Origin of the sequence: Ameyamaea chiangmaiensis (genome assembly GCF_013376175.1) — a bacterium.
Classification (GTDB): domain Bacteria; phylum Pseudomonadota; class Alphaproteobacteria; order Acetobacterales; family Acetobacteraceae; genus Ameyamaea; species Ameyamaea chiangmaiensis.
Genome location: NZ_JABXXR010000001.1, coordinates 44,703 through 70,558 on the forward strand (window position 1 = coordinate 44,703; position 25,856 = coordinate 70,558).

Sequence of the window (25,856 nt, forward strand, 5' to 3'; positions counted from 1 at the left end):
TAGTCAGCTCCCGACCCGATCGATGTCGGTGGCCAACGAAGCAATGGGGCCATATAAAGCCCACGCAAGCGCGCACAAGACGCCGTGCCCGTCCGCACTATGCGTGCGCTGGGTGCCCACATCTGACAGTCTCCAACATTCTATGAAATAGAAGAGATGTTACTTATATTTGGGTTTCTAGGACAAATTCGTCCCGATAACGACTGATGCTGTCGAACTCGCGTTATTCAACACGCCAGCCGTCACATTGCTGGACAGGTCGTTACCGTTGACCAGCACCTGCGTCGCACCATTGGCGATGCTGACGCCCGCGCGCTGGCTGTTATTTCCGGGACCACTCATCACGCCGTTAATGAGCACGTCCGTGGCGCTGCTGCCGATCGCGACCCCGTCGCTGGTGTTTGTCGTTCCACCCCGCACATCGCGGGAGTTACTGAAAAACCGGGTGCCATGGACGCTGACGCGCGTTCCGTTAATCACAAGGCCGTCCTGGCCCGCGTCACTGGACTTTCCGCCCACAAATGAAACGTCCTTGGCCCCGGAACCTACATAGACATTCGGTGCGGCCCACGTATCTTCAAGGCTCATCTTGAAGACGTCCGTCGTGGCGACACTGTCAATCTGGAGCGCTGACGCGGCGCAGGAACCACGGGAAAGCCGCTCAGAAATTATGTGAAAAACATGCGCCACACTGGGTTTCCATCTCGCTAGACGTAAGCATGTTGGCGGGTGTGCGTGGAGATGTACAAATCTTCGTGACATCCTCGGTCCGAAAAACATGATTTTCAAGTGTTACCAGCTATGCAACAGTCACGACAGCAGAAAAGATTGCTCACGGGGAGAGCAAAATTTATCTTAGTCCTCCCACAAATTCGCTTTGCGACGGAGAAAATTAGTGGAACTTTATCCAAAGAGAGTTTTCCAGAGACAATTAAAACTTCAGGCTGAATTTATTATCATTTCTTCTGAACAGATAAATTCTGCATTAAAGGAGCGCGATGTAACTAAAGTTTTTTACTCCATTCAGAACTTCCTCAATGCATCTGCCAATATCGCGAAATGTCTATTCGGATCTGGCGGTAGAAAATGCGCGCAGAGAAAATCATTGCGTGAGAGCATAGGAGTTGACGAGAACTCACCATTCAAAAATGTTTCGGCACGAAATAATTTCGAGCATATGGACGAGAGAATAGATCGGTGGTGGGGCGAGTCGCGACGTCATAATCTCTGCGATCTAAATATCACGCCAGCTGGATTTATTCAGGGTTTCGAGACTGTTGAATGGTTCCGGAATTTTGACCCAGAGACGACTGATATAACTTTCTTTAGCGAGAAGTTTAATCTTCAGGAGATTGTAGACGAAGTCCAACGGATATACCCGAAGCTGCAAGAAGAAGCAGGTAAACCTCACTGGGAGTGAGATTTTTTTCAATCACTGTAGGCAGTGGGAAATGACACATCCCTTCATGGGGCCATGGAAGAATGCAGTGGCCACAAAGCTCATAGTGATTGATAGTCCACTGCTTTACGACTTCCAGACGCAGCGATGTAACCTCTGACCTGAGGTTTGCATCAGAACCTTTCGTCGCAAAAGATAGCATCTGCATATCTGACATAGTTTCGAAATCTCCGCCTTCTCTCACTGAAGGTTGTTCGTAACAACGAAGTTGTCGCTGTTGCTTGCATTGTTCAGCACACCACCCGAGGCGTTGCTGGTGAGGTCGTTCCCCACCACCACGGTGCACTGGGCACCGTTGGCGATGCTGACCCCGTAACGCTGGCTGTTGTTGCCCGGACCGCTGGAAGCGCCCGTCACCGTGACGTGCTGCGCGTCAGCCCCGATCGCCACGCCGTCATACGTGTTGACCGTTCCTCCCCGCTCGGCGCGCGAGTTACTGAAAAACCGTGTGCCGTTCACGGTGACGCGCGTCCCGTGAATGACGATGCCTTCCTGACCGGCATCGCTCGACTTGCCGCCATGGAACCCGACGTCCTTCGCCCCCGCACCGACGTAGATATTCGGTGCGGCCCACGTGTCCTCAAGACTCATCTTGAAGACGTCCATCGTGGCGACACTGTCAATCTGGAGCGCTGACGCGGCGCAGAAGTCAGACTCAATGCCGTCAAACTGCACATATCCGGGACCAGCTGGCGCCCCAATAGTGTTGCGCAGCCAGTAACCATGCCCCTCGATGCAGGTTGCATACGCCTTGTAAATGCAGACCGTGTTACACAGGCCGTCAATGACAATACCATGCGCGCGGATGGTTGGCGTGCCAGATGTGGGGGCACTCCCCCCCATGCCAAAATCCCGAATGGTAATGACATCGGACGTCGTGGTGGTGAGACTGGTAATCAGAAACCGGATATTGTCTCCCCCGCGCAGAGGGCCATCGACAACGACCTGTTCCACGACGACATCATTGTAGTGGCGGATTTTCATGCCGTCATAGGGATTGTTGAACGTAACCCGCATGATGCGGATTCTGGCCAGCTGAAGCATGTTGAGGCACTTGCCGCCGGTCTTGTTGCCTTCCTCGAAGTACAGATCGTAGACGTTGTTGTTATACATCCCGCCAGGACCGCCGGCATTGGTCCCGTCGATAGTGACGGTGTCGAAGGCACCATACCCGACGATCTGGCTGGCCTGGCCTTGCCCCTGCAACGACACATGCGGCGAGGTGATCGAGAGGCCACCGGTGACCTTGTACTGTCCAGGCGGAAAGTAGATCGTCGCGCCGCACAGCAGTCCCTGCGCATAACTGATCGCGAGCCTGATCGCCGCCGTGTCATCTGTACTGCCGTCACCAAGGGCGCCGAACTGCCTGACGTTCACCCAGTCGAGGAAGCAGGCTTCGAGCGTGCGACGGAAACTCCCGTTGATTTCCAGAAGCGCTTCCAGCAGGAGAAGATTCTCGGTCTGCCCTCCCTGCGCGTCGACCTTGGTGCCGATCGCGGCAGCGACCGTCGGTGACGTGACGATGTCAGCAGGATCATCCGTCGCGGCGTACGACTGCCATCCCGGCGTCCAGTTGGCGATCTGGGCCATTGAACGTTACTCCCTCAGGATGCTGCGGCGGTATAACTGCTGCCGATCGGATAGGCGCAGACGCCCGTCGTCGCGTCGGGCTCATCAAGGACGATCGCGCTGCCGGCCGGGGGCGCCCACGTCGACACGCCATCCCATTTGATCCGGTTCCAGACATATCCGACAGCAAACGAACCCGTCGCCGCCGTGTAGTACATCGCGTATTGCTTCGGGGCCGAGGCCGTTGATGTCGTCTCGCTCATGGCATCCACTCGATAATGGCGCAGCCGTCAGCACCGGCGCCGCCGTAATACTTCGTTCCGGACATGGCCGTGTCTTTCGCTCCGCCGCCGCCGGCACCTGGGGCGCGACCGGGATAACCGCCGGCATCACCGCATCGGCCAGCGCCACCCCAGGGGCCGCCCGCGCCATCGCCGCCCTGAAGAACCGTTCCGGCCTGACCGTCTGACCCGTCATTGCCATAGGCAGCGTTCGGCGAACTGCCGATCGACACCGTGGGCTGGCCGCCGCGACCGCCGGCGCAGTTCACCTTGGAGCCCGACGTCCAGTTGGCCCCGTTGCCGCCCCCGGCGATGGCGACGATATTGCCGTCGTACGTCAGGGTCGTGTTGCCGCCGTTGTTCTGGGCGCCCGTCGTTTGCTCATCGGGCGCCGCTCCGGCCCCGATGGTGACCTGCACGGTCTTGCCCGCGACAACCGGAATGATGTCTTCGACAAACGCACCAGCGCCGCCACCACCAGCCCAGACGGAATCCGCCGTTGAACTCCCGATGCATGTCGCTCCAGCACCGCCGCCGCCAACGATCTGATAGCGCATGCGGGTGGCCCAGGACGGTACTGTGACGCTATTGCTGGCCGACGTGAACCAGCGACTGGCGATCTGTGAGACCGTGGACAGCAGGGCATAGCCTGCCGTGGGGCTTTTCCATGAAGCGTCGGTGCCGCCGGGTGTCGTCAGGTTCTTCGCTGCCGTCGACACCCACTCGATGCCCGAGGCATCGATGACATGCGCGCCGAGAGGATAGCCACCGATCGCCGCTGCGAACGTTGCATCGTAGGGAGCGATCAGGCCGAGCGCGCGAATGGCCGTCGTCAGCTGGGAGAAATCAGTTTTGGACAGTGCCAGGCCGAGATAGGCGATCGGATGGATCAGCGTTTCCTGAACCAGGTTGAACCAGTCCGCTGCCAATCGGGTGGCGGGCTGACCGGTCGCTGCATTTCCACCGGTAAAGTATCCGCCCGTGCCCGCGGCCGAAGGCGTCGGCATCTGCGCAACAGACGTCGCGTTATCGATTCTATACATGAACTACGCCTTAGTTGATGAACTTACTGAATATCACCACGGAAATCGTTAATGACGTTGGTGCCAGTCTGGCCGAACCTCAGGATCAGGTGTGCTGGGTTTCTCTCCGACAGTTCGCACTGGAGAACGGAATTTCCCCATGTCATGAGAGGGTCGCCCGCGGACGACACATCCGCCTGCGCGTAAGACAGGGAATAGCCCGGGGCGGAAATCACCCAACAGAATGCCCAGTCCTCCCCGTAAACCGGGTCTTCCGCGCAGGCGAAGTCGGCACAGGCCGGCCAATATCGGGTAATGGAGATGGTGTAGCCGAGCTGCGCCGCCAGATTTGTGAAATAGTCAGCTGAGCACCCGCCTGAGTCTGCGAGACGCGCAACTACCTGATTACGGCGTGCAGCCAGCGTTGGAGCTGTGCCCGCGCAGGGATCTGGTAAACCAAGAGTGCTTTCCCAGTCCGTCAGCAACTCCACGGACGTGGCCGGAAAAGCATCGACCAGCAGGTTTTCCGCCCGCGCGTCCAGACGCCCCCATGTCTGCGACCAGATCCATGCCACCGCATAAAGAAGGGACCCGGGCGCACGCGACCAGATAGGTCCTCTGGGCATGATACGCAGGATGGCAGGGCGATAATCGTCCGCGGTATATGCCATGGTTTAACTCACGAAAGTCACGGTCCCGCGCTGCAACAAAGAGCCGACGGTTGCGCCGGTCACGGGTGCCGAAGGCACCGTCACGTTGAATGACGCAAGGCCGAGCGCGCCGAGCGCCTCATTCCAGTTGTTCGGATGGATCGTCCCGCCCGGCGCGGACAGGCGCAGGAACATGTCGTCCAGTGCACCCTCGATGAGCGCCTGATTAGCCGTGGTGTTGCCGTCCCCCAGGTCCGAGATCGTGAAAGCGACCGTCTCGGCGATGGGAGAACACACGACGACCAGCGCATCCACGGGCTGCTCAGTCCAGATGGCGTTGGCCACCCGCAATTGATCGCCGGTGGCTGGAAAATAGCGCGTCTCATCGGACGCTACGCCGTTCGTTCCCTGAGGAAATCCGGAATAGGCCGCATTTGCCTCATCGAGCATCACGTAAACGACGACACTGCCGGCACCGAAACCATTACGATTGATCCAGGCGCGTGTGACACCCGTCACATCTGTTGCCCAGTCTATGTATTCCTGTTCCCGGCCATTCGTTCCGCTTTCTTGAAACTTGGCCATCACTCGTGAACGCAGAGCAGAGTTGGACTCGGCGTCCGCGCCACCTGTGAAGGCCGTCGAGACTGAGCCGGTCGACTGGATCCCGGAAATCGGACTTCCCAGGGTCGCAATCGAACCATCCGCGACATTTCCCGTCGCGCCGGTGTCGGTCAGGGTCACGGCCGCCACCGTTGACGTGCCCGTCGTGACACTGTCCGCGGTCGTCGTCCCGTCCAGACCGCCCACCGTCACCGCGGTGCCGGACGGAATGACCTGAGCGCCCGTTACCGCGAACACGACTGAACCGGACGCGGCACTCGCCGCCTTGCGGTAAACCTTTTTCAGGGCACCCCAGGCGGCCAGATATTCGTCCGTCGCCGTCCATGGGACCGCCTGCATGGCGATCCAGTCAAGATAGCCATAGACCAGCCACGCCAGCCCGGCATTGACCCATGCGAGTGTCCCGAGGACCGAGAACCGGAGCACCTTGCTCACGCCGGAAATCCCGGCATTCAAAACGTCTTGCACGGCCCAGGAGCGGAGCTCGCTGAGCGTCGGCCGTGAATACGGCATCAGGAAAGCCCCTTCCACGCCCATGAAAAATCGAAGGACTGTCGCGTGCTGTCGGGCATCGTCAGAACGATGACCATGCCAACAGCCGTTTTGCTCAGCCAGGAAGCGGTCACCGCGACCGATGCGACAACCTGGTCCGTGACCAGCCACGCCAGCGCCTCATTGCAGATGGCCTGGACCTCCATCAGGATCGCGCTTTCCCCTGACTTGATTACGCGCCGCAGTAGCCACAGCCGCGAACCGATCAGGACACCGCCGTCGCTGAAGGCGTCGCCCCACCAGCCCCGCCGGTCTTCGCCGGGTGCAAGGCCACCGACGCCCACCGCGAGATCGGCGGATGTCGGCTCGACAGGCGCCAGACGGTCAGTGAACAGCGAGACCATCACCGCGGTGCGCAGCGGATTGTCGAGCGCAATATCACTGTCTGAGATACGCCAGTCCCCGCGCCCTTCGGGCACGTTCCAGTCGATCGCAATGTCCACGCGTCACCTCGTCAGGCGACGGGCGCGCCTGTGTTCGATTGGCCCTGCTCAACGCCGCTGTGCTCATGCGTCGTCAGGGCGATGGAGCCAGCCTTGACCTCGATCGCCGTCACCGTGCCGGTGACCTTCAGATCGCCGGTGACGTTGACGGTTCCACTGGACGGAATCAGGTCGATGTCACCGCTCGAGCGCAGCCAGACACGCGACCCCGTAACCATGTGGACCAGGCAGACATCGCCATCGTCCAGATCCCTCGGTCGCGTTCTCTGGTCGCTGCTCGCGATCGAAACGGCCCGGGTCCGATCTCCCTGCAACAGCGCAACGACATGATCCGCGCCCACGCGGGGACGGCTGGCCACACCGGCGACCTGCAACAGCAGGACGTTCTCCAGCATGTCGTCGCCCGGCAGACACATCTGAAGCAGCGGGTAAGCATCATCCTCCAGCGGGGCGGCCGTCTGTCGACCAACGCCCACCATCATCATCATCCGCCGGGACAGGCGATGAAACATGTCATTCATGTTGGCGAGTATCCGAGAGTCTGATTGAGCACCGGGTTCTGGCTGGGCATCACCAGAGGCTCGACGTCGAATGCCTGGGGCGGGAACAGCGACAGGTCGGCATGGGTGCCGTCATGACCCTTCCGGAACGTCACCGACGCGATCAGCATATCCATCTGCCGCCCGGCCGAGGGTATGGTCACCGGCACGATGCGGTTGATGCCCCACATTTCGCCTGCGCTGTCGAACCAGCTATCGGTCGTCAGATCGACGCGCTGCGAACGTCCATAGCGACGGTTCACCTCCCACTGGATTCGCTGTTTCGTGATGGCCAAACCTCCATCAGCAGCCTCGCACGGGATCAGTAATGGTCGATCGCGCGTGATCCCGGGATCTTCGGCCGGTCCTATTATCGTGATGTGCGCCATCTGCGCTCGCAGATCCTTTTCATCGGGCGCGACGCGGATCGCATACGTCGTCTGGAGCAGCGCCGTGATCGCGCTGTGCCGCTCCACTGTCGACTCGATATCCTGATACGCTTCGATGTTCTGCCCTTCGACAAAGCCGCTCGCCATGCCGCTGACGCCGACACGCGCGACCGTCAGGTTCCCGTCCGGCCGGTCATAGAACACGACGGCGGCCAGACGCGTTAGGCGATCGCAGATTTCGAACGGTGTCTCGGTCAGGATGACATTGAACTGCGGCACGCTGTCGCGCGCCAGACCGGATGCCGCGATCACGTCGATCCCGGCAAAGGCGCAGACCTTCTTCATGATCTTCAGAACGTTCGTGTCGTTCATCTGGTAGGTCGAAAACTTCGCGCTGCAATCGACCAGATCCATGCTTTTCGATTTCATCATGACCGCGAGGAAGTGCGTCCCGTCGCGCACGCTGCGCTGCACGGTCTCCACATAGCCAGTGATCATCAGCTTGCCACCGACCGACACCGACGCAGCCGCGCCACTGCGGATCATCGCCGTGCGTCCAGGATCGGGCTGGTACTCAGTCAGGACCAGCTCGGCCGACCACGGCGTCCGGTCGATCGCGCAGTTGATGGTGATCTGTTCCCATCCCGAGATCACATAACCACCCACCACCATCTGCACCTGATCTGCCGGCTGCGCCGATATCCCAAGCGCCTTTCCGGCCGTGTTGAGGAATTCGCTGACCGTGTCACTCATGTTGAAAGTGCCTCAAAGCTTGTCGGCATGAATGCCGGGTGAACGGGATTGGCGCGCCGGATCAGGTCCGGGGCGCGCGATCCATCCTGATAGAGTTGCTGAGCCAGCAGCAGCGCGGGCAGCCCGGCGTTCCGCGTCACCGTCATCAGCGATGGAAGCGCGCTCGCCCGTGCGGACAGATCTGCAAGCACCTTCGCCCGCACCCCGCGCATCGCCAGAAACGTCGCCGTGTTCCCCGCATCGGCCGCGATCGTCGCCTCATCATCGAACAGCGCTGCGACCTGCTGTTGCAGGGCCTCGGCATCATCCGACGACGTCGGCTCGTAGGTCGAGCACGCGACGGCGATCGACAGCAGCGCGGCCTGCCGGCAGAGCATGGCCGTCGCGGTCTGCACCGTCGCGATCGCGCCCCCGATCGGCGCTGATGAGGTGATCACGACCGGCGTGAACGACGTAAGCGTGACCAGTGCCGCGATCTGCTGCGACGGGTCACACAGGGCGGCACGCACCTGTTCGGTCAGCGCCAGGACCAGTGCCGCAATGCTGGCTGCGTTCGTGGCGTCCCCCAGTTCAGCCACGACCGCATCAGCCGACACCAGCGCCGCCGCCATCCCGCTCAACACCGTCGATGCGGTGGCGGTCGAATCTGTTCCGGACACGTTGCCGTTCGCGTAGCGGCCGTTATTTCCGGCCACGACGGCAACGGACCCTGCGACCGCCGCGGGTGACCCGATAGCCGCAACGGCGCCGGCGGCCCACGCCGTTGCGACCCCTGCGCCTGCCGAGGTGACGGAAGAACCGTAATCGTATGAAGACGCCGTGGTGGTCGTGTAATCGTCCGCGGCCGCTGCATTGAAGGCAAGCGTCGCAACCTCGACGGCCGCCGTCAGGGCCTGGGTGACCACCGAACCCAAAAGGTCCGCTTTTTCGACGAACGCAAACTCGATATCGACGATGCCGGTCATCCCGTCGCGCTCGCGCCACGAGAAATCCACCATCCATCCGGTCAGGGCACCAAGTGTCGGATGCACAAACAGACAGGTGCCCGACGTCTCGGCGATATCGACCAGCAGGTTGCGTCGCGTCAGCGCCAGGGCACCCACGAGGAAGCCCCGCACGGAATAGCGCTGGGCGCGTTTGCCCATATCCTCGATCCAGACGCCATCCCGCCACGGATAATCGTGCTCGGCGAACTTGCGGCCATGATTGCCCGCGCTGCCCATAACGGCGAACGGGACACCGTTGACCGAGCATTGCAGGTAATCAGCCGCAAGCCTCGTGATCGATCCCGACATTCACATCCCCGTTCCAGCCGTTGGCGCATTCGCAGACGTTGCCACGCCGCTGGTATGATGCACGGTGACCGGGCCCGAGGATCCGGCCACCCGCACGGCTGCGTTCGGCACCTTGTTCTCGATCGACACCTTCAGGTCGGCCTTCAGCCGGTCATAGGCGTCCATTGGCGTGGACGATGTCGGCATCTGCACCGCGGGCGCTCCCTTGACCGAATAGAGGTCAAGCCCGGCGGCCCCGGGGGCGGACGTGCCCGCACCGTTCAGGAGTGAAGCCCAGCGACCGGCCAGCGCCGCCCGGTTTTCAGGTTCATTCACGCTGTCCGCTGGCCGGAAAAACTCGCTGGACGCTATTCTCGCGGCATCTTGCGCACTGGACGCGCCGCGCAGGTCTCGACCCGCTCCGCTCTCGCTGTTGTCGAGTTCCCACAGCATGAACGCGAGTTGTTCGGAGTAGCGCGACTGGCGAATATCGTGCCCGAACAGACGCGCGAAACTCTTTTGCCTGTCCGCGTGCCACTGGCCGATCCCATAGGCCGCCCCGTTGTCGCCTGACCGGTTGAACTGAAATCCGCTTTCCTGGTCGATATTCGCGACCAGACCGGTCGCCTCTGCGTCGCTGAGTCCCTTTCCGCGGAAGTAACTGTACGCGGCGCGGCCGGCCTGTATCTTGAGAACGCGGTTTTGCTCGGCGTATGATCGCCCCATACCCACGTACGACATGACGTTATCAACAGCGGACGCGCCGGGCAGATACTTGTCGATCAGCGTCCCGATCCTGTCGCCGGGATCAGCGGCGTTTAGTCCGGCATTCACGCCATAACCGACCCCGAGTGCGGCGACGCCTTTCAGTTTCCCGATCCTCGTCAGGGCGCCCACGACGCCCAGCAGTGAACTGGTCAGCAGGCCAAGCCCTGATAGAATGGGCGCCGCATACAGCGCCGTGACCGCAATCAGTGCGTCCCGCCCGGCGTTCTTCCATCCGCCCAGCTCATCGACGACGTTTTCAACCTGCCCATACAGGTTTCTGATCTCTGCCGTGACTTTTCCCCAGCCGCCATTGCGAAGCCAGTCGGTGAACTGCTTCACATAATCGCCGATTTTCTGCGACAGCCACGTCCCGTTCACCTCGATCCACTGCCGCATCAGATCGATGATGGGCGACAGAACAGGTTCGACCTTATAAGCGAGCGCATAGCCGAAATCCGTCACTGCTTCTTCAAGATCAGTTTGTTTTTCGCGAAGGCGGTCTGCCGCATCGATCATTGCCTGAGTTGCATGTGAGTGACGCGTGGCCGTTTGAATCATCCGATTCCATTCTCGGTCCGTCATCTGGAAGATCGGCAGCAGGCTAGAGGCAGCACCTCCAAACATCTCGAATGTCGCGACTGTCCGAGCCATCGGATTGTGAATCTCGCGTAACCGGTGCGCGATATGCTCAAAAACCTTATCTGGCCCGAGATCCTTGAGATCTCTCATCGTCAGCCCAAAAGCCTGAAATTTAGCCAGTGAAGACGGATCCAGACCTTGGCCGGCGTTCCATTGCTGACTTGATAGTGTCGCCAGCGCATCCGTCATCGCATCGGCGGACCCACCGGCGAGTTTTGCCGCATTGCCCATCGCCTGCAACCGGCGCGGATCCATCCCGATCGCCCGGGACGTCGTGCGCAGCTTCGTGCCGGCCTCGGCCCAGGCCGTGCCGAGACGATAAATGCCGGCAAGACTGGCCGCGCCCGTGATGGTGCCCAGGACGGGCACGATGCCCGTCAGGGAGCGGGTCACCTCCCGCCCGACCGACGCCACGCGCGTCAGTCCCCCGCGCAGGCGCGCGAAGGCGACATCATCCATCGCCCGGAACGAGCGCGTGACGAACTGCGCCGGCTTGCTCAGCGCACTCAGCTGCTTCTGGAGACGGCCGAGCATGGTTTTCGTCCGGTCCTCGGCTGTGATGACAACCTTAGCGCCTTGATCTGCCATTGGCTTTTGCGCGCTCCTCGCGCTGTGTGTTGATGCGCCGGGCGTCCTCGACCGCGGCCACCATGCGCGAGCCGGTCAACCCTTCGACGTCCGACAATGACCAGCCGAAAAACAGGCTCAGGTCTGCCGGAAGCGATTCCCAGTTTCCCGGCCAGTCGTAAAAAAACCGGTCAGATACTCGCTCGCTTCCACGAACTTGCTGTCCGGCATGCGCATGACGGCCGCCAGCGCCCAACCGCTGACCCCGGCGACCAGATCGATCTCCGCCTGCATGATCCCCTCGGGCGTTCCGCGCCCAAGCGTGGCGTCATATTTCCGCCGCTCAGAAACCTTCGGCTCGCGCAGTTCCATGCGCCCCCATGTCCGACCCGCCCCTTCAACGGCCGGCTCGAACACGATGCTCTTCGACGGTGACCGATCTGGCTCCGCGTCGTCCGGCCGACGGGCATCCTGTTCGAACCCGGTGACGAACACGATCGCCTCATCCAGAAGGCTTGCCGGCAGCTGCTGCACGGCAATGACCGGCCATCCGGCAACCCGCGCGACCAGGTCGATCTGCGAATCCCGCATGGTCGCCAGCGTCGGACGTTTGCCGATCAGCTTCGTCGCCATCAAACGATGATAAACGTTCGGTTCGGACAAAACGATTTCCGAGAAGGACGTCCCGTCCTTAAGGGTGATCGGGTCGTCAAGCACGACGCAGCCTGGACGGCCGTCCACCACTGCGGCTTCACCTTCCGCGAGGGCCGACATCATCATGTCGTCGGTCAGGTCGTCATATCTCACGATACGATGTCCTCGGTCACGGTCGCGCTCTCGGCGCGGAAGCGGAACGTGCCTTCCTGCGTGTTGACGGTGACCTGTTCCGTCTGCCAGGCATCGGTTGCCGTCACGATGACGCCGTTGGCCAGCGTCAGCACGACCGTAAGGCCCGATGCGCCCTGAAGGCTGCTCATCGCGACGTCACGGCGGCTGCGCAGGTTCGCCTCGATCCAGCCTTCCTGCGGCATCTGACCGAAACCCTCGACGGCCGACTGGCCCTTCGCGGTCTCGTTCGTGTCGCCCGAGACCTGATACTGGGCATCGCCGACAACATTCCAGGTATCGCCATTGATCGTAAGGGTCGCTGTGCCGAACAGCGGCCCCCGAAAGCTTGTCGCCATGGTCTAGCGCTCCGGTGCTCAGGATTTCACGAACTGCGCGCTGCCCGCGATGACCCAGAGCTGGTTCGCGAAATCATACGGCAGAAGAAGTTTGACGACCCCGCCGCCGACATTCTCGGCCACGATATTCGCCGCGAACGTATCCGGGTTCTGACACCACAGATTGGTGCACTGCACACGATACCGGGACACGCACGACTGGCCGATTATGGCTGCCGTAGTGCCCTTCATGCCTGCACCGATCTTCGACCCGTCGGCGACAAGGATGTAGCCCGTGAACGTCGTCGCCAGATACGACCGCAGGTCCTGCAGGCACACCTGCGCCGTGAGCAACGTCTCGACGTCGAGATAGGAGTCGTCGGCAACGCCAGCGCCATTGGTCTGATACGTTGTGACCAGTCGCTCGATCGACACGACATTGCTGTCATCGACGGTGAAGGTGCCGATCCCGTCGTGAAGCAGTGTATTCCGCTCTGACAGGATAAACCGGTCCGCCTCGACGGGCGCCATGACCGACAGGGCAAGCCCGGTGATCGGGGTTGCCGGGTTGCTGCGCATCGTGATCGCAGCCTGTGCGGCGATCTGGGCGGCCCATCGCACGGGCGACGATGGGCTGCTGGAAATGCCCATGACGACGTGATGCGGATCGTTCTGCGTCAGGCCGAACGCGGTCGTCTGGCCATAGGTGCCGCGGTAGGCGGTTACACCGACCCCATAAAACTGGTCCATCGCGTCCCAGCGGTCAGCTGTCCAGGCCTTGAGCGCGGACAGGCTGGCCGCGTCGCTATAGCCGTGCGCGACCAGGTCATAGACGCGCTCGCCAAGCGCATCGAGGCCGCTCGCGAGCGTCGTCGGGTTCTGCGTTCCGCCGGTCGGCTGCGTCACTGCGACCGAGACACCGGCGGGCAGGGACTGCCCACCCGCCGTCCCCAGCAGGTTGATGCCCAGAAGCAGGTCGTTTCCTGCCAGCCCCTTGTTCTTCGCGGTTGCGGTGACGGTCGCGTCGGTGCTGGTCAGCGTCATTGGCACATTGACGACAGACGCCGCCGCCGCGACCACGTTGGACGCGATCGTCGCGGCCGCGTCGCCCGTCTCGACCGGAACGGCGATCAACTGCCCGTCGACATACAGGGCCAACGTGCCGGACGCCGAGGCCGGTCCGGTGATCACGAACGATCCCGTCGCGGCCACGGCCGCCGCATCGTCGGCAAGTGGCAGAACCCAAAGCTCGCCCTGACCGTCCGTCGCAACGTATTCCTGAACAAGGATCGCGCACTGCGATCCATCACCATACTTCGCGATCGCATCCGCAGCACCGGCCGAGATTTCGGCCTTCAGCGCCGTTCCGGTGCCGGAGACCATCTGTCCGACGACGAGAACCCGCCGCGCGGCGGACGCCGTGTTCGCCTTCGAATTGTCCAGTGCGAAATAAAATCCGGGGACACGGTTGGTGTCCGAATATCCGCTGATCGAGATGCTCATGCCGCAGCCTCCGATGTCACGTCCGGCTTGCCCTCGTGCGGCAGGGACGGGGTCACCTCAGTCGCCGAGGCCTCGACGACAGTGTTCACCACCTCAATGTCCCCGTCGCGCAGGCGACGGCGCCAGAACATGGTGTCGGGCACATCCTCGCCCTCGGTTTTCAGCAACCGCTTCGACGCGGGAAAACGCACCGCGCGTCCTTCTGCCGGTTTCACACGCATGGTGCATTACCCTCTGAATTGAATGTGACGCGCATGTCCGCGAAATCGGCGTTCGATTCCGTGGCGATGCGCCCGTTGATTTCCTTGAGGGGTACGCCGTTCGGATTGAACGTCTCGACATACCGGAAGTCGAAGAGATAGCGGACCTCAGCAAGGTGGGTGCCATTACTGCTCGACACGGCGGTCTGTGCCTGTATCGATGGAATATCCGATACCATCTCGATCAGGCCTACATTGGACAGCACCGTCAGTTCGATCTGCTCGGCAAGCGCGTCGACGATGGCGACGGCGTTCTCCTCGCTACCGGCCGCGACCAGACCCTTGACCGCGACGGAAGCCGTACGCGTGAAGCTCAGTGCGTTCGGCCCCGCGCTTTCGCCCCGATCGTCGGCGCACCACAGATAGAGCGCCGGAAGAGCTTCCTCCGACACCGGCTGGGTCCGACCGCAAAAGACATTCGGCCCCGCCAGTGTGTCGGCGGCACGAAGGATATCACCAACGCGGTTGCGCAACTCCACACGGTAGAGGGTCATTCTCGCCATCCGCACAGACCAGCTCCAGACGCGCCGCGCCGAAACTGTCGGGTTGAACCTCGCGCACGCGCCAGGTCACGCCACGCACCGTCATCAGGTCGCCCTGCAAGGGGGCGACCGTAAATTGGGAGAGCTGGACGCCCAGCATGGGAACCGAGGCGGAGATGTGAACAGGGCTCACCCCGTCATCTCCGCCGATCAGGTCCGCTGCCCTGTAGCCGTCGCTGAAGATTCCCGTGATGGAAACCGGCGACGGCAACTGGCTCGACTGCCAGACGACTGGTTCTCCGAACGTGTCCTGGCACGCGTCCAGAACCAGGCCGTCCCAGTCGATGCTCATTAGGCCCCCAGTCGCCCGCGCTGTAGGATCTCTGGCCGGGTGCAGATATGCAGCGGGTAGGAATAGGCTTCCATCCGCCACCAGAAGTTACGATCGCGATCGAAGATCGGGATGATGTACATCGGCTTGCCCAACGTATTCACCCACTGCGCTGACTCTGCCGGCGCCAGTGCGCGCTCAAAGACACCCGGAGCCCCGGCCGGGAAAAATTTAACCTTGTCGCTCGGCACGGCGACGGTCGTGTTGTCATTCGAGCCGCGATAGTTGAACCAGCTGATGCCGCCGAAATCCATGGCTTCGAACGCGGTTCCCTTGCGCAGCTCGCGCGCGGCTTCCCAGTTGAAGTACGTGGTCAGCACGTCCTTGTGGGTGATCAGGGCGTCCCAGAAATCGTCACCACACATGGCCATCACGCGGGTCGACGGCAGCCAGGCTCCCTGTGCCGCACGCATCATCGTCCGGACGATCTTGTTGCACTGGATGCGGAGTGAGCCGAGGACAGGATCTGCGGCGTCGAGGTTGAACCCGATCTCCGCGGCACGCTTGATACCGAATTCCTCGCTCCAGTCGTACAGGACACTGCCGTCGGAATCGAGCAGGATGCCCTGAACCGCACCGAGGCGGTGCAGTTCCCACGTGTATTCCATGTTGGCCGTCAGGCCCGTAGGCCCCGCCAGGCGGCGACTGACTTCATCCTGAATCTGCATCAGGTCGGTCTGACTGCCGAACGCGCGGATGTTCTGAAGCTCGGTCGCGTAAACCGTGTCGCCATGGGCGAGGCGCGGGATTTCGAAGAAACGCGCGCGCCGCTTTTCGGTCTGGCGCTCAGTAGGGGGGGCACCACGATCGGACGTCGGGATGATCACCAGCTTCTGGTCGCGCTCTTCGACCATGAGGAAGGTCGTGCGGACCGGGTTATCATCGAAAAGATTGAGGTCGCCGATGCCGGTCGGCTGAAACGGAACCCGATCGACATACGTCGTGAGCTCCATCGTGGAGAAAGGATCCTGATTGAAAACGTCAAGCGATACCATGGTCGGTTCCCATAGCGCGCACGGCAACGGCCGCCCTTCTGCTGAAGGGCGGCTGTCCGCTGTCGCTGGTTAAGAAAGCGCGTCGCGCGCGCGGAAAGGAATCAGCGGGCGACGATGCCCGCAGCGGCGAGGCTGGCCAGCGCCGCTGCCTGTAGCGTGGCCGCGTTGGCCGCGCCTGTGACGGACGCATCCCACTGGAGCTCGGCGCCGTTGACCTCGGCCATCCGTTTGATGACGGTCGCCCGGCGGCTGGTCTGGGGCTGCAGGCGCATCAGATTGAACAGGATGCCGACAGCCGTATTGGAACCGTTGAACGGCACGTACTGCCCGAACGCTGTATCGATGACCGTGATCACGAAGGAATCACCCTCGACAAAGGCCGTAGTGCCCGCGGTCACCGTGAACCCCAGACCATTACTGCCGGTGAAAGCAGTTCCGACGGCGCCGCTGCCGATCGCATTATCCTTGGCGTCGGTAACCGAGAACGCCGTGTCCGATGTCATCAGCAGGGTATAATTGCTCGGCGACGTTGCTGCCGTCGTGGTGACCGTCCCGATCGTCCCATCGCCGGTGTTACCCTCGGCCACGATGATATCTGCTGCCAGAGACGCGGCGGCCGCGATCACGAGACCGCCCTGAAACGTGACTTCCGCGTCGGTCGCATTCACGACTTCGCCCTCATCGCGGGACAGATAGCCGTTGGCCTCACGGACGAGGAACGCGCCGGAATAGTAATTCTCGTGCAGAACTGGACTGACCATGATGCCCTCCTCAGGCCTTCAGCTTGATGCCGACGCGCTGCGCCGATTTTTCCCAGCTGGACGAAGCCGCCTGGGCGCGTGACTGCGGGGCACGATCCATGCCGGTGCGCGCGCTGGGGAACGCCTGCATGCGGGCCGACAGGCTCCCGGTCGCACTGACGGGGCCGCCCTTCGCCGCCGCGCGTAGTGTCCGGATCGCAGCACTCGCGCTCATCGACGTGTTGAACGCCAGATGGGCCGCCATGTCGGGCCGGGTTGCCGCAGCCTTGTCGGCGAAGATGGCGCCGCACCGGGCGCGTTCCTGACGTCGCGCGGCCTTGGCGTTTTCGTCATCCTCGTCCGTGTCGACATCGTCGCTGTCATCATCAGCGCGTCGACGGCCAGACGGCCGGTCGTCGTCCTGATCGCCCTCATTGTCATCGCCGTCGTTATCGTCGTCGGCCGCGCGACGACCACGGGCACGGGCATTTTCATCGTCCGATGAGTCGTCATCGCTGTCGTCGTCTGCGTCGGCAGGGTCCTGACGATTATCCTCGTCATCGTCCGCGCGGCGTGAGGACAGACTGGTCGAGCCCAGCAGGTGCGCGAACGAAAGCCGCGCGTTTCCGCGATTTGCCATGATATTTCCTGTGTGTTGACAGTCAGAGTGAGCCGACGAAGTCCGCGAAAGACTGAGCCGGCGACATGACGGCATTGGCGAGGCCGGCCGTGACGCCCTCGGCCCCGAGAAAAGTGCGGGCCTGAAACCCGCGTACGTCGCTGGCCCGCAAGCCGCGGTTCCGGGCGACGGTATCGACGAACAGTTCACCCATCGTGTCGATATCGGCCTGCATGCGACCCAGAGCACCCTTGCTCAGGGCCTCATAGGGCGATCTCTCGGCCTTCAGGTCGCCGTAACGGATCAGCGTGACGGTGATGCCGTCCTTGTCCATCGCCCGGGTCAGGTCGGCGTGCATGCAGATCACGCCGATCGACCCGGTGCCGCCCGTGCGTGGCACGGTGATGCCATCGCACGCCGAGGCCAGAGCGTAAGCCGCGCTGAACGCGTTTTCGTCCAGGACCGCGCGAATGGGCTTCTGACCGCGCACCGAGAACACAAGATCGACCAGATCGAAGCACCCGGCCACTTCGCCGCCGGGGCTGTCGATGTCGAGCATGATGCCCCGCACCGTGTCGTCGGCCAGGGCGCAGAGCAGGTTGTGCCGGATCCCGTCATAGCCGGTCATCCCGGAGAATGGCCGGATGCTGCCCAGCTTCTGCACCAGCGTCCCGGTCACCGGTATCACGGCCACGCCGGCCACCACGTCATAGCCGACGTCGCGCGCCGCCGACCCGGGCTCCGCATCGCCTTCATCGTCGGACATGGTCGTTGCCACAGCTCGACCGCTGCTGACGATATGCGCGACGACCAGCCTGTCGGCGAGAGCCGCGACGATGATCTCCGCTTTCTGTGGGTGGATCGCGACGGGCACGTTGAAGATCTTCTGCGCCAGAAAGGGGAGCCTGCTCATGTTGCTTCCGGCTCCTTCTGCACATCGTTGGCCGGCACACCCATCGCCCATTCGGGGAATGGAATGCCGCGATCGGTCATCTGCTTCCGCTCGGTTGCGCGCTGATCGAGGACCTCTTCGTAGTCCAGACCCTGCTCGGCACACTCCCGCTCCAGTGTGCCAAACCCTGCATCCAGACCCATGATGGCACCCTTGCGTTCGGCGACAGGATCCACCCATCCTCGGGCAGGTCCGATCCACCAGCAGCGGGAGAAAGCTGCGCGGGCATCGAGGAAGTCCGGTGCGTTCCGGGGCAGGGGGACCCGTTTGCGATCGAACTGTTCTTCGAGGTGGGCGACATAGATCGGCCGTGCCGTGTCCGCCCCGAAGTCCATCCGGCGGCGATACAGGGTTTTCGAGGCCTCCAGAAAGGATGAGCGTGACGAGGAATAGTTCGTCTGGCTGTAATCCATACTGATCTGCTCGGCAGAGAGCCCCGTTGCTGCGCTGAAATTACGCAGGAACGCACGATGAAACTCCGCAAATCCGCTGTAAGGTCGGCTGGCCGAGACCGTCGAGACTTTCTCGCCGGGTGCAAGCGACGGAATGCGGACCCCGTTGATCGAGATGGGGTTCTGGTCGTGAAATTCCCGACGCAGATTCTGGTAGGCCGACCCTTCTTCACCCCCCATTACGTCATCCGAATCATAGGGGCTTTCGAAGAACGTCGCGAAACAGGTCTGGATCAGAGCCTGCTGCAGCTCCGCCTGGTCATACCGGGACAGCATGCGAAACCGGTTCATGATCGGCGTGAAGATCGACAGCCCACGGTGCTGGTCGGCGTCGTCATGGTCGTACGAATGGACCAACACCGGACGCCCCCAGGGGGTGTACCGAGCCACCCGTTCCCATTCCACGCTCTCGACCGCATCGAAATAGTCGAACTGATGCGCCCGACGGATATGGTAGGCGATGTGCGCGCCGTTATCGTTCAGTTCCACGCCACCACGCAGGAAATGCGTATCGATCTGCTGCCATGGATTGGACAGGCGGTCCGGGTGGATCACCTCCATCGTCATGGCATAGTCCGAACCCATCGGCAGGCGGCCTTCGTCGTAATGCAGCCTGATCAGGGACTCGCCATCCTTGACCCGGTGCATGAAGGCAAGACGCAGCATCTGCTGAACACTCAGGCGCTGCTGCTGGTCGCACAGGAACAGAGGGTCTTCCGACCAGGTGCGCCATTCGGCCTCCACCACGCGGCGGAATTCGTCCGCCCAGACCGGGTCGAACCCCTTCCCATATCTCTGGGACAGCGCCCGGTAATCGGGCTTGGCCACCAGTCGCCATTGCGCTCCGATGACATTGTCTGTCGCGCGTGTGACGACACCCCGCGCCCATCCATCGTTATGGAAAAGGTCCCGCGCGCGCGCCGCCATGCGGTCGCGGTTGAGGTTGATCTCATTGTCCGGGGAGCGGAGAAGGGGGTTCCAGTCCGCACCTTCCTGACTGAAAGGGTTGGCGGAGTCATAGGCGAATGCGCCGCCCATGCCACCCAGGATGCCCGGCAATACGGTCGGAGGCAGCTGCGGACCGGCGCCGCCGTCAGCAACGGCGTTCCACATCTTCGCAAGCAGCCTCGGAGCTTTCATCGGAAATATGGCCTCATCGGTCGGCGCCGACACTCGACGCCGAGTAGAATGTTGAACTCACGAATGTTCTGACGGAGCTGAGCCTGGTCAGCATTGCTGAAGCTGACGCTCCGGCTCCCGTCGCCCTGCGCGTAACTGACGGAAGCCGGCCTCTTGCCGCTCAGTAACTGCTGAAGTGCGACCTGCGCGCCGTTTCGCGCGGCGATCACTTGCGCTTCCGTCATGCCCGCCCACGTACCCCGAGGGACGGGGAAGATTGATTTCAGCATGTGCCTAGCCTCGTAATTTCTGCCGTTTTAAAGCGGCGCGGATCGCCGCGCCCGTGACGCGGGATGCCTTTTGCGACACAAGGCCGTTCACGATGGCCGTGACCGGCAATTTCGCCGAGTAATTCGGCTCCGTGCGAACGAATTTGAATATTTCGGCAATCTTGCCCTTCGAGACGAGCTTGTAGATCCCTTTCGGGCGTCCTGAGGCCCGATCGCGCCCGAGGAAATATTCCGAGCGTTGCCCCTTTGCGACCAGGCCTCGCTTGGCCAGACGCCGCGCGTGAGCGTCCTTCAGGTTTCGTGTCTGGTCGCTCATCATGCCCAACCGTGAGAGCACGACCTTGTAGACGGAGACGGGAACGTTTCCATAACGGTCGAGCGTGACATCGCGCCCAGGCAGGACGTATTGTCCGCCTGAAAGGGTCGCAAGCCGGGCTTCGAACTTCTTCCGGTCGCGCGCGCCGCCGCGTTCTTCCACCCCGATAAATGCGATCCGGGGCACAGGCTTGCCGTCCCGGTCGTGGTCCTTGCTGGCAACCCAGGCCTCAAGTGAATTCCGTGTCGCGGCTTTGACGAAAAATCCACCCAGCGTAAATGGGTTCGGGTTTTCAAACACCTCCTTCATCCTGTCGATGACAGCCGCTTTACTGTCTCGCGCCAGCATGTTCAGGGTGTGGGCGGCCGCCTCCGGAATTTCGTCGCGTGCCAAGGCACTCAATCGCCTCTGGATATCGCGCGTATCGACCGAAACCCGGAGAACGACCATGTCACCTCGCCCAACGCCGTCGCGGCGCGGGCGCCGCAGGCTTCATCATGACTCCCGCCTGGGGGAGGGAGGACCTTGCCAAGGACACCACCTCCGGCGCCTGATCCAGGCCGACCACCAGGCTGTTGCGGTCCCATTCCGCGCACCACCCAGGCGGACTGTTCCAATTGATGCGGTGCAACCCAAAGAGATTGGCCATGACCAGAGTCATGACCATCAGGTCGAGCGCCTCGTTCCGGCCGCCAGCACGCTTCTTCTGCCACCGGCCGTTCGGCAGCCGTTCTTCCGCCACCAACTGCTCGAAAAACGGGTAGGGGGGCTCGACCGGAATCAGGTCGGCTGGGAAATGCACGGCAAGCGGTCCGCTTTCGGCACGTTGCAAAGCCACATGAAGATCGTCTTTCGCCCGGTTGGGGTTGAAGAGACCGACCGGAATTTCACCGCGGGCGGACGCCCGCCTGTCCTTGCGCTGGCTGTCCGGGTGCGACACCGACAGAAACGGCGCATTTGGGGTTGATAGCCCCTTGAGCGGCAATATCGTCCACGCCTCACGGCCGTCGATACGACCCGCGATTTTAACGAGCCCGGCCGATTTCGCCCGACGCCAGGCGTTGTATGCCTGGAGCGTAACGCCTTCCTGACCGCCGCTGTCATAGCCGGCGGCCCGGATACGCATGCCGCGCCCCGTGCCGTCGCTCAAAGGATAGATGCGCGTCGCGAGAACACGCAGAACTTCGTCCCAATCGCCGGGACTGGTCGCAGGATCGGCATCGACCGTCCAATGGTCGACCACCCAGCTTTCGGCACTCACGCCCCAGCCGCGTACGAGGATTTCGAAACGGTTCGACTGGACATCGACGGCGGCCGTAAGGAACCGCACGCCCGGGGGCACGCGCCCGAGGGCAAGACCAGCTTCCGCGCGCTCCGCAAGGATGCCGGCATCAAGGCTGCCGGCCTTGGCAGGCTCCTCGAAGGGCAAGCCCCAACGCTTGACGACGACGTCCTTGAATTTCTGCCGTGCGTCCTCTTCGCCGGCATCATACGCGCGCTTGGCCTTCTCATATTCAAACGCAAGCGACCCGATGCCGCCGATAATGAAGGGCGACATCAGGCCGGTGATCCAGAACCCCGCGATGTCGCGCGCGACCAGTTCCCCGGTGACCTCGCCGGTTTCCGAAATTTCCTGCCCTTCGCCCACCCAAACGCCATCGCGGTTCATGACGCGACGCCATTTGTCCTCGATCTCCGCGCCGCAGCACGGGCACAGGAGGCGTGCCGCGTCGCGGACCTCATCGAGAGGCGCGTCCGCCGGCCAATCCAGCACCATCTCGCGGCCGGCCGATGGGTTTGGCGAGGAAAATCCGTTGCAATGCGGGCAGGGCCAATACCAGACGCGCCGGTCGCTGTCGCGGTAGAGCGACATGATTCCGGACGTCCAGTCCTTGGGCTTGATCCCCGCCGCCCGGTCAGGATGGCTCTCGGCCAGGATCATGGATTCGAGACCGAACGTCTGCCGGCGCAGATCGGCAAGGCCATACGGATCACCGCGTGTGCTGTCGCAGGCATCGAGCTCGGTGATGATGATCCGGGGTGCCGACTTGTTGATCAGGTTGTTATAGGTCGCCGTCAGATACTGGATCCACATCCCCCGGAAGCGCTTGAACGACAAGGACCGCAGCTTCGGTGCCTTGCCGAGCCGGTCGGCCATCATCGGATGAGCCTCGATCATCGGCTCGATCTCGGCCTTCACATACTGCTCGATGACCGTGTCGGTATGGGCGTAATTCAGCATATCGGCAGGGTCGAACCCGACCGACTGCAACTGCCAGTTCTGACCCACCGCCGTTTTGCCCGACCGACCGGGGCCCACGATGGCCGTGGTCAGATGCGTCCGGCTGGTCAGAGCCTTCATAGGCCCCACAAGATAGGGTGCCTCGTCATGACTCCACAGGCCGACATAACCGCCGCCCCGATTGTCGAGGTAGCGATAACGAGCGGCGCAGTCGGCTACGTCGATTTTCTCGGCCGGAAGGAAGGCCTTGAGGGCATCCGCGAGGAGCGTGCGCGGGTCGGCGAACTGGATGTCGTCAGGCGACTTGAAGCTCGGGTTGCTCGCCTGCATCGTCACCACTCTCCATGGCGCGCATCACCTTCTCGACGATGCCACGCTGCATATCTGCAAACCTGATCTCAGCATGTCGGAGCTGCGCGTCCGAGCAGTTCAGTTCCTGACACAACCTGCGCACGAAGATCCCGGACTCTCGCGCTATCTGGGCGAAGGCGCCGCCGGCAAGATCTGCGAACTCATCCACTTTCACCAGCTGCCGGCACTTTTCAGCCTGTCTTACCTTCATTTCCTGCAGGCGCATCAGGTCGATCTGTTCCTTCACAGGAACGCGTGATGACGGAAGTGATTCCGGTTCCGACTTCAAGCCCAGATCGAGCGTGAGCTGGAGCTTCATCAACTCCTCATCCCGATCGGCCTTGCGCGCCTGTTCCTCAGCCTGGCGGTCAGACAGGAAGGTGACGACGTCATCAACGCTGAACTGCCAGTTGACGCCGTTCGTGCCACGCTCGACGACCGGAAACTCAGGCCACTTGTCGAGCCAGCTGGTCAGCGTGGGCAGCGATACCCGGAGAAGCCGTGCGAGTTCGCGCTTGTTGACCGTCATGGCGGTGGCTGGTGCTGAAACCTGATCCATCACTCCTCACCAGACGACAACAGAAATGGAAACACCAAGTGAATTCAAAATCTTATCAGAGAGTGTGACCAACCGGGCGCGAACTTGCCCTCGGTAGGGGACTCCGGCCAGAGGGACCCAAAAATTTCGATCCATCCCGAGGATTTCGCTTATTAGTGCTAATTGGACCACGGCGAGATGGGCGGGATCGCGGGAGGCTACATGATGCCCTCCCGTACCTGGAATGGCACAAAAAAGGCGACGCACGCTCGGAAGCATACGTCGCCGCAAATCATACCTTCGGAAATAGTGCAAAATGGGGAGTTTGGGGAGAGAAAAATTCAGGTTCGCTGATTTTTTTTCCGATGTGCTCAACTGCCACGCGATGCCACTGCTTCGCGGTCTTGTGGTCTATCGAGAACTTCTCAGCAATCTTCCGCCACGTCCACCGATGCTGACCACTGATCGGATGAACAACGAGGCGCATGTTCACCACTTTGCGCAAGCGTTGTTCTGCGGGGCCGAACGTTGATAGCCATCCCAGTGCGATGTCCATGCGCGTCACCGCATCCGCTGCCGGTGCCGGCATGCGCTCGTCGGACTCACGATCCCAGCCCAATTCTTCGAGGTCACGGACCATCTCCGGCCATTGAGCCGTCTTGGCGCCGAGGCGATGGCCGCCACCAGGCAACGCCGCCAGGGTCAGCGCAGCTTCCTCAAGCCACTCCGCGACCTGATCCGGAACGTTGCGCGTGAAATCGATTTCCCGTGCTGTCATGACATCAAATCGCGCCCGCAATCCGGCAATAGCAGAACATCTGCCGAGAAATCACACCCAACTTCGATAAGGCTATTAAGCGTGTAAGACCTTTCCAGAGCAGGAATTCTAAATTCATGAGAGGCCAAACGACTCATGACGAAATATGATTTTAAATCAATCATGCTGCACTCTGCCTCTGCAGATTCGCCAGGAAATCACTCAATTTCGGCTGTTGTGCGCCGCGCTTGACCGGATCCATTTGCTCACGCCCCCACTTCATCACAGCTTCCTCGTAGGCTCGTTCAGCATCGCGTCTTTCCTGCGTCATTCGTGGGGAAGCAGCTTTGATGTCATCGCCGACAGCCCCTTTGAAGTAGTCGAGACTACCGATTTCCTTCTGGTTTCCCTTGGCCGCATGACGCTTTGAGACACGGTCAATCGCTCCGACTACGATGTCTTCGATCTGATCGACGGGAAGGCCTTTCCGCAGACCGTCTGCTGCCCAGATACGGGCGATAGCCCAGCCCCCCATGTGGCGGGCATGGTCAAATCCCGCTGCCGCGTATGCGACCGGACCGATACGCTGAAACACCTCGTCGATTTCCCGCGCGTCAGGCTCAGCTGTAGCTTCTAAGCTTTTAAGAGTACTAGCTTCAGCTAAGCTAGCTACGCGTAAGGGGGTTTCCGTTTGGGTTTTCTGGGTTTCGTCCGTCGACATGGATCTGCCTCCCGGAATGGCCATTGGCGGCATGTGATACTGGTTAGGATTGTTGCGCTCGTTCAGCGCCGTTTTGCGCGGTCTACCGCCCTTTTTCCCATTCTCCCGGTTCGCGAGCGTCCGTGCATCGGGCATCAGCTCGGATGGCCATGTCAGCGCCCCGCTCTCCGCACTCCAACCGAGCAGCTGGGTTTCGGATTGGGTTTCGAGATGGGTTACCAATTCGGTTTCCGTCATACGAAACCGAATGCGCGCCACGTCGGCCAGCGACGGCACGCGACCCCGACCGAACACAACCCGCCCATCGGTTCCATGTTCGAGTACGAGGTGCATCAGCGCCAGCCACACACCAACGGCCGCGAACCCGAGGGCCTGCAGGCGCAGATCGGTGTTCGCGATGAAAATGAGCTTCCGCTCCGGGATCGATCGGGCCATG

29 protein-coding genes are annotated in these 25,856 nt (G+C 61.7%); 1 reads left to right on the top strand and 28 read right to left on the bottom strand.

Annotation, left to right across the window (positions count from 1 at the left end):
• Positions 1-177: 177 nt before the first annotated feature.
• Entirely contained in the window at positions 178-690 is a 513-nt protein-coding gene (locus HUK82_RS00195) for a hypothetical protein (protein WP_176612009.1), read from the bottom strand.
• Between the two features lie 205 nt (positions 691-895).
• Between HUK82_RS00195 and HUK82_RS00200 the strand changes: the two genes are divergently transcribed.
• Positions 896-1,420: a hypothetical protein gene (locus HUK82_RS00200; RefSeq protein ID WP_176612010.1), complete on the top strand. Its 525-nt coding sequence runs from the start codon at positions 896-898 to the stop codon at positions 1,418-1,420.
• A 219-nt stretch (positions 1,421-1,639) separates the two neighbouring features.
• On the opposite strand, the gene HUK82_RS00205 is transcribed toward HUK82_RS00200, so the two are convergent.
• The 27 genes from HUK82_RS00205 to HUK82_RS00335 all read right to left on the bottom strand — a co-directional run bounded on the left by HUK82_RS00205 (position 1,640) and on the right by HUK82_RS00335 (position 25,855).
• Positions 1,640-3,049, bottom strand: a complete 1,410-nt coding sequence (locus HUK82_RS00205) for a glycosyl hydrolase family 28-related protein (RefSeq protein ID WP_176612011.1) — start codon at positions 3,047-3,049, stop codon at positions 1,640-1,642.
• 14 nt (positions 3,050-3,063) lie between these two features.
• Positions 3,064-3,291 carry a hypothetical protein gene (locus tag HUK82_RS00210; protein ID WP_176612012.1) on the bottom strand — a complete coding sequence of 76 codons (228 nt, stop codon included), beginning with the start codon at positions 3,289-3,291 and terminating at the stop codon, positions 3,064-3,066.
• Positions 3,288-4,352 (bottom strand): glycine-rich domain-containing protein, encoded by a 1,065-nt coding sequence (locus HUK82_RS00215; RefSeq protein ID WP_176612013.1) that lies wholly within the window; start codon positions 4,350-4,352, stop codon positions 3,288-3,290. Before HUK82_RS00215 ends, HUK82_RS00210 begins: the two co-directional genes overlap by 4 nt.
• 23 nt (positions 4,353-4,375) lie before the next feature.
• Positions 4,376-5,002: a YmfQ family protein gene (locus tag HUK82_RS00220; protein WP_176612014.1), complete on the bottom strand. Its 627-nt coding sequence runs from the start codon at positions 5,000-5,002 to the stop codon at positions 4,376-4,378.
• Positions 5,003-5,005: 3 nt separating this feature from the next.
• The gene (locus HUK82_RS00225) at positions 5,006-6,040 is read right to left on the bottom strand and encodes a baseplate J/gp47 family protein (RefSeq protein WP_264802233.1); all 1,035 of its coding nucleotides are present in this window, start codon (positions 6,038-6,040) and stop codon (positions 5,006-5,008) included.
• A gap of 77 nt (positions 6,041-6,117) precedes the next feature.
• Positions 6,118-6,600, bottom strand: coding sequence for a phage GP46 family protein (locus HUK82_RS00230; RefSeq protein WP_176612016.1), 483 nt, complete (start codon positions 6,598-6,600; stop codon positions 6,118-6,120).
• An 11-nt stretch (positions 6,601-6,611) separates the two neighbouring features.
• Complete coding sequence (locus HUK82_RS00235; RefSeq protein WP_176612017.1) at positions 6,612-7,121, bottom strand: phage baseplate assembly protein domain-containing protein; 510 nt, start codon at positions 7,119-7,121, stop codon at positions 6,612-6,614.
• Positions 7,118-8,281 carry a phage baseplate assembly protein gene (locus HUK82_RS00240; protein ID WP_176612018.1) on the bottom strand — a complete coding sequence of 388 codons (1,164 nt, stop codon included), beginning with the start codon at positions 8,279-8,281 and terminating at the stop codon, positions 7,118-7,120. Before HUK82_RS00240 ends, HUK82_RS00235 begins: the two co-directional genes overlap by 4 nt.
• On the bottom strand, positions 8,278-9,576 hold the full coding sequence (locus tag HUK82_RS00245) for a DNA circularization protein (RefSeq protein ID WP_176612019.1): 1,299 nt from the start codon (positions 9,574-9,576) through the stop codon (positions 8,278-8,280). Before HUK82_RS00245 ends, HUK82_RS00240 begins: the two co-directional genes overlap by 4 nt.
• Positions 9,577-11,355 carry a phage tail tip lysozyme gene (locus HUK82_RS17565; RefSeq protein ID WP_212648043.1) on the bottom strand — a complete coding sequence of 593 codons (1,779 nt, stop codon included), beginning with the start codon at positions 11,353-11,355 and terminating at the stop codon, positions 9,577-9,579. It lies immediately after the preceding gene.
• A gap of 312 nt (positions 11,356-11,667) precedes the next feature.
• Entirely contained in the window at positions 11,668-12,336 is a 669-nt protein-coding gene (locus tag HUK82_RS00255; protein ID WP_176612021.1) for a phage tail assembly protein, read from the bottom strand.
• Entirely contained in the window at positions 12,333-12,713 is a 381-nt protein-coding gene (locus HUK82_RS00260) for a phage tail tube protein (RefSeq protein WP_176612022.1), read from the bottom strand. Before HUK82_RS00260 ends, HUK82_RS00255 begins: the two co-directional genes overlap by 4 nt.
• Before the next feature lie 18 nt (positions 12,714-12,731).
• Positions 12,732-14,195, bottom strand: a complete 1,464-nt coding sequence (locus HUK82_RS00265; protein ID WP_176612023.1) for a phage tail sheath subtilisin-like domain-containing protein — start codon at positions 14,193-14,195, stop codon at positions 12,732-12,734.
• A complete protein-coding gene (locus HUK82_RS00270; RefSeq protein WP_176612024.1) occupies positions 14,192-14,416 on the bottom strand; it encodes a DUF2635 domain-containing protein in 225 nt (74 codons plus the stop codon). The genes HUK82_RS00265 and HUK82_RS00270 overlap by 4 nt, the downstream gene beginning before the upstream one ends.
• Positions 14,407-14,949, bottom strand: a complete 543-nt coding sequence (locus tag HUK82_RS00275; RefSeq protein WP_176612025.1) for a hypothetical protein — start codon at positions 14,947-14,949, stop codon at positions 14,407-14,409. The genes HUK82_RS00270 and HUK82_RS00275 overlap by 10 nt, the downstream gene beginning before the upstream one ends.
• On the bottom strand, positions 14,909-15,289 hold the full coding sequence (locus tag HUK82_RS00280; RefSeq protein WP_176612026.1) for a head-tail joining protein: 381 nt from the start codon (positions 15,287-15,289) through the stop codon (positions 14,909-14,911). The genes HUK82_RS00275 and HUK82_RS00280 overlap by 41 nt, the downstream gene beginning before the upstream one ends.
• Positions 15,289-16,281 carry a major capsid protein gene (locus HUK82_RS00285; RefSeq protein ID WP_246495454.1) on the bottom strand — a complete coding sequence of 331 codons (993 nt, stop codon included), beginning with the start codon at positions 16,279-16,281 and terminating at the stop codon, positions 15,289-15,291. Before HUK82_RS00285 ends, HUK82_RS00280 begins: the two co-directional genes overlap by 1 nt.
• A gap of 143 nt (positions 16,282-16,424) precedes the next feature.
• The gene (locus HUK82_RS00290) at positions 16,425-17,084 is read right to left on the bottom strand and encodes a head decoration protein (protein WP_176612028.1); all 660 of its coding nucleotides are present in this window, start codon (positions 17,082-17,084) and stop codon (positions 16,425-16,427) included.
• 10 nt (positions 17,085-17,094) lie between these two features.
• Positions 17,095-17,703 carry a hypothetical protein gene (locus HUK82_RS00295; protein ID WP_176612029.1) on the bottom strand — a complete coding sequence of 203 codons (609 nt, stop codon included), beginning with the start codon at positions 17,701-17,703 and terminating at the stop codon, positions 17,095-17,097.
• Positions 17,704-17,725: 22 nt separating this feature from the next.
• Positions 17,726-18,595: a S49 family peptidase gene (locus HUK82_RS00300; protein ID WP_176612030.1), complete on the bottom strand. Its 870-nt coding sequence runs from the start codon at positions 18,593-18,595 to the stop codon at positions 17,726-17,728.
• Complete coding sequence (locus tag HUK82_RS00305) at positions 18,592-20,226, bottom strand: phage portal protein (RefSeq protein WP_212648042.1); 1,635 nt, start codon at positions 20,224-20,226, stop codon at positions 18,592-18,594. Before HUK82_RS00305 ends, HUK82_RS00300 begins: the two co-directional genes overlap by 4 nt.
• The gene (gene gpW, locus HUK82_RS17635; RefSeq protein ID WP_176612031.1) at positions 20,223-20,495 is read right to left on the bottom strand and encodes a gpW family head-tail joining protein; all 273 of its coding nucleotides are present in this window, start codon (positions 20,493-20,495) and stop codon (positions 20,223-20,225) included. The genes HUK82_RS00305 and gpW overlap by 4 nt, the downstream gene beginning before the upstream one ends.
• Positions 20,496-20,499: 4 nt before the next feature.
• Entirely contained in the window at positions 20,500-21,261 is a 762-nt protein-coding gene (locus HUK82_RS00315) for a hypothetical protein (RefSeq protein WP_176612032.1), read from the bottom strand.
• 1 nt (position 21,262) lies between these two features.
• Positions 21,263-23,383 carry a terminase gpA endonuclease subunit gene (locus tag HUK82_RS00320; RefSeq protein ID WP_176612033.1) on the bottom strand — a complete coding sequence of 707 codons (2,121 nt, stop codon included), beginning with the start codon at positions 23,381-23,383 and terminating at the stop codon, positions 21,263-21,265.
• Positions 23,349-23,963 carry a terminase small subunit gene (locus HUK82_RS00325; protein WP_176612034.1) on the bottom strand — a complete coding sequence of 205 codons (615 nt, stop codon included), beginning with the start codon at positions 23,961-23,963 and terminating at the stop codon, positions 23,349-23,351. Before HUK82_RS00325 ends, HUK82_RS00320 begins: the two co-directional genes overlap by 35 nt.
• A 271-nt stretch (positions 23,964-24,234) precedes the next feature.
• A complete protein-coding gene (locus HUK82_RS00330; RefSeq protein WP_176612035.1) occupies positions 24,235-24,720 on the bottom strand; it encodes a DUF6362 family protein in 486 nt (161 codons plus the stop codon).
• Between the two features lie 160 nt (positions 24,721-24,880).
• On the bottom strand, positions 24,881-25,855 hold the full coding sequence (locus HUK82_RS00335) for a hypothetical protein (protein ID WP_176612036.1): 975 nt from the start codon (positions 25,853-25,855) through the stop codon (positions 24,881-24,883).
• Position 25,856 lies beyond the last annotated feature (1 nt).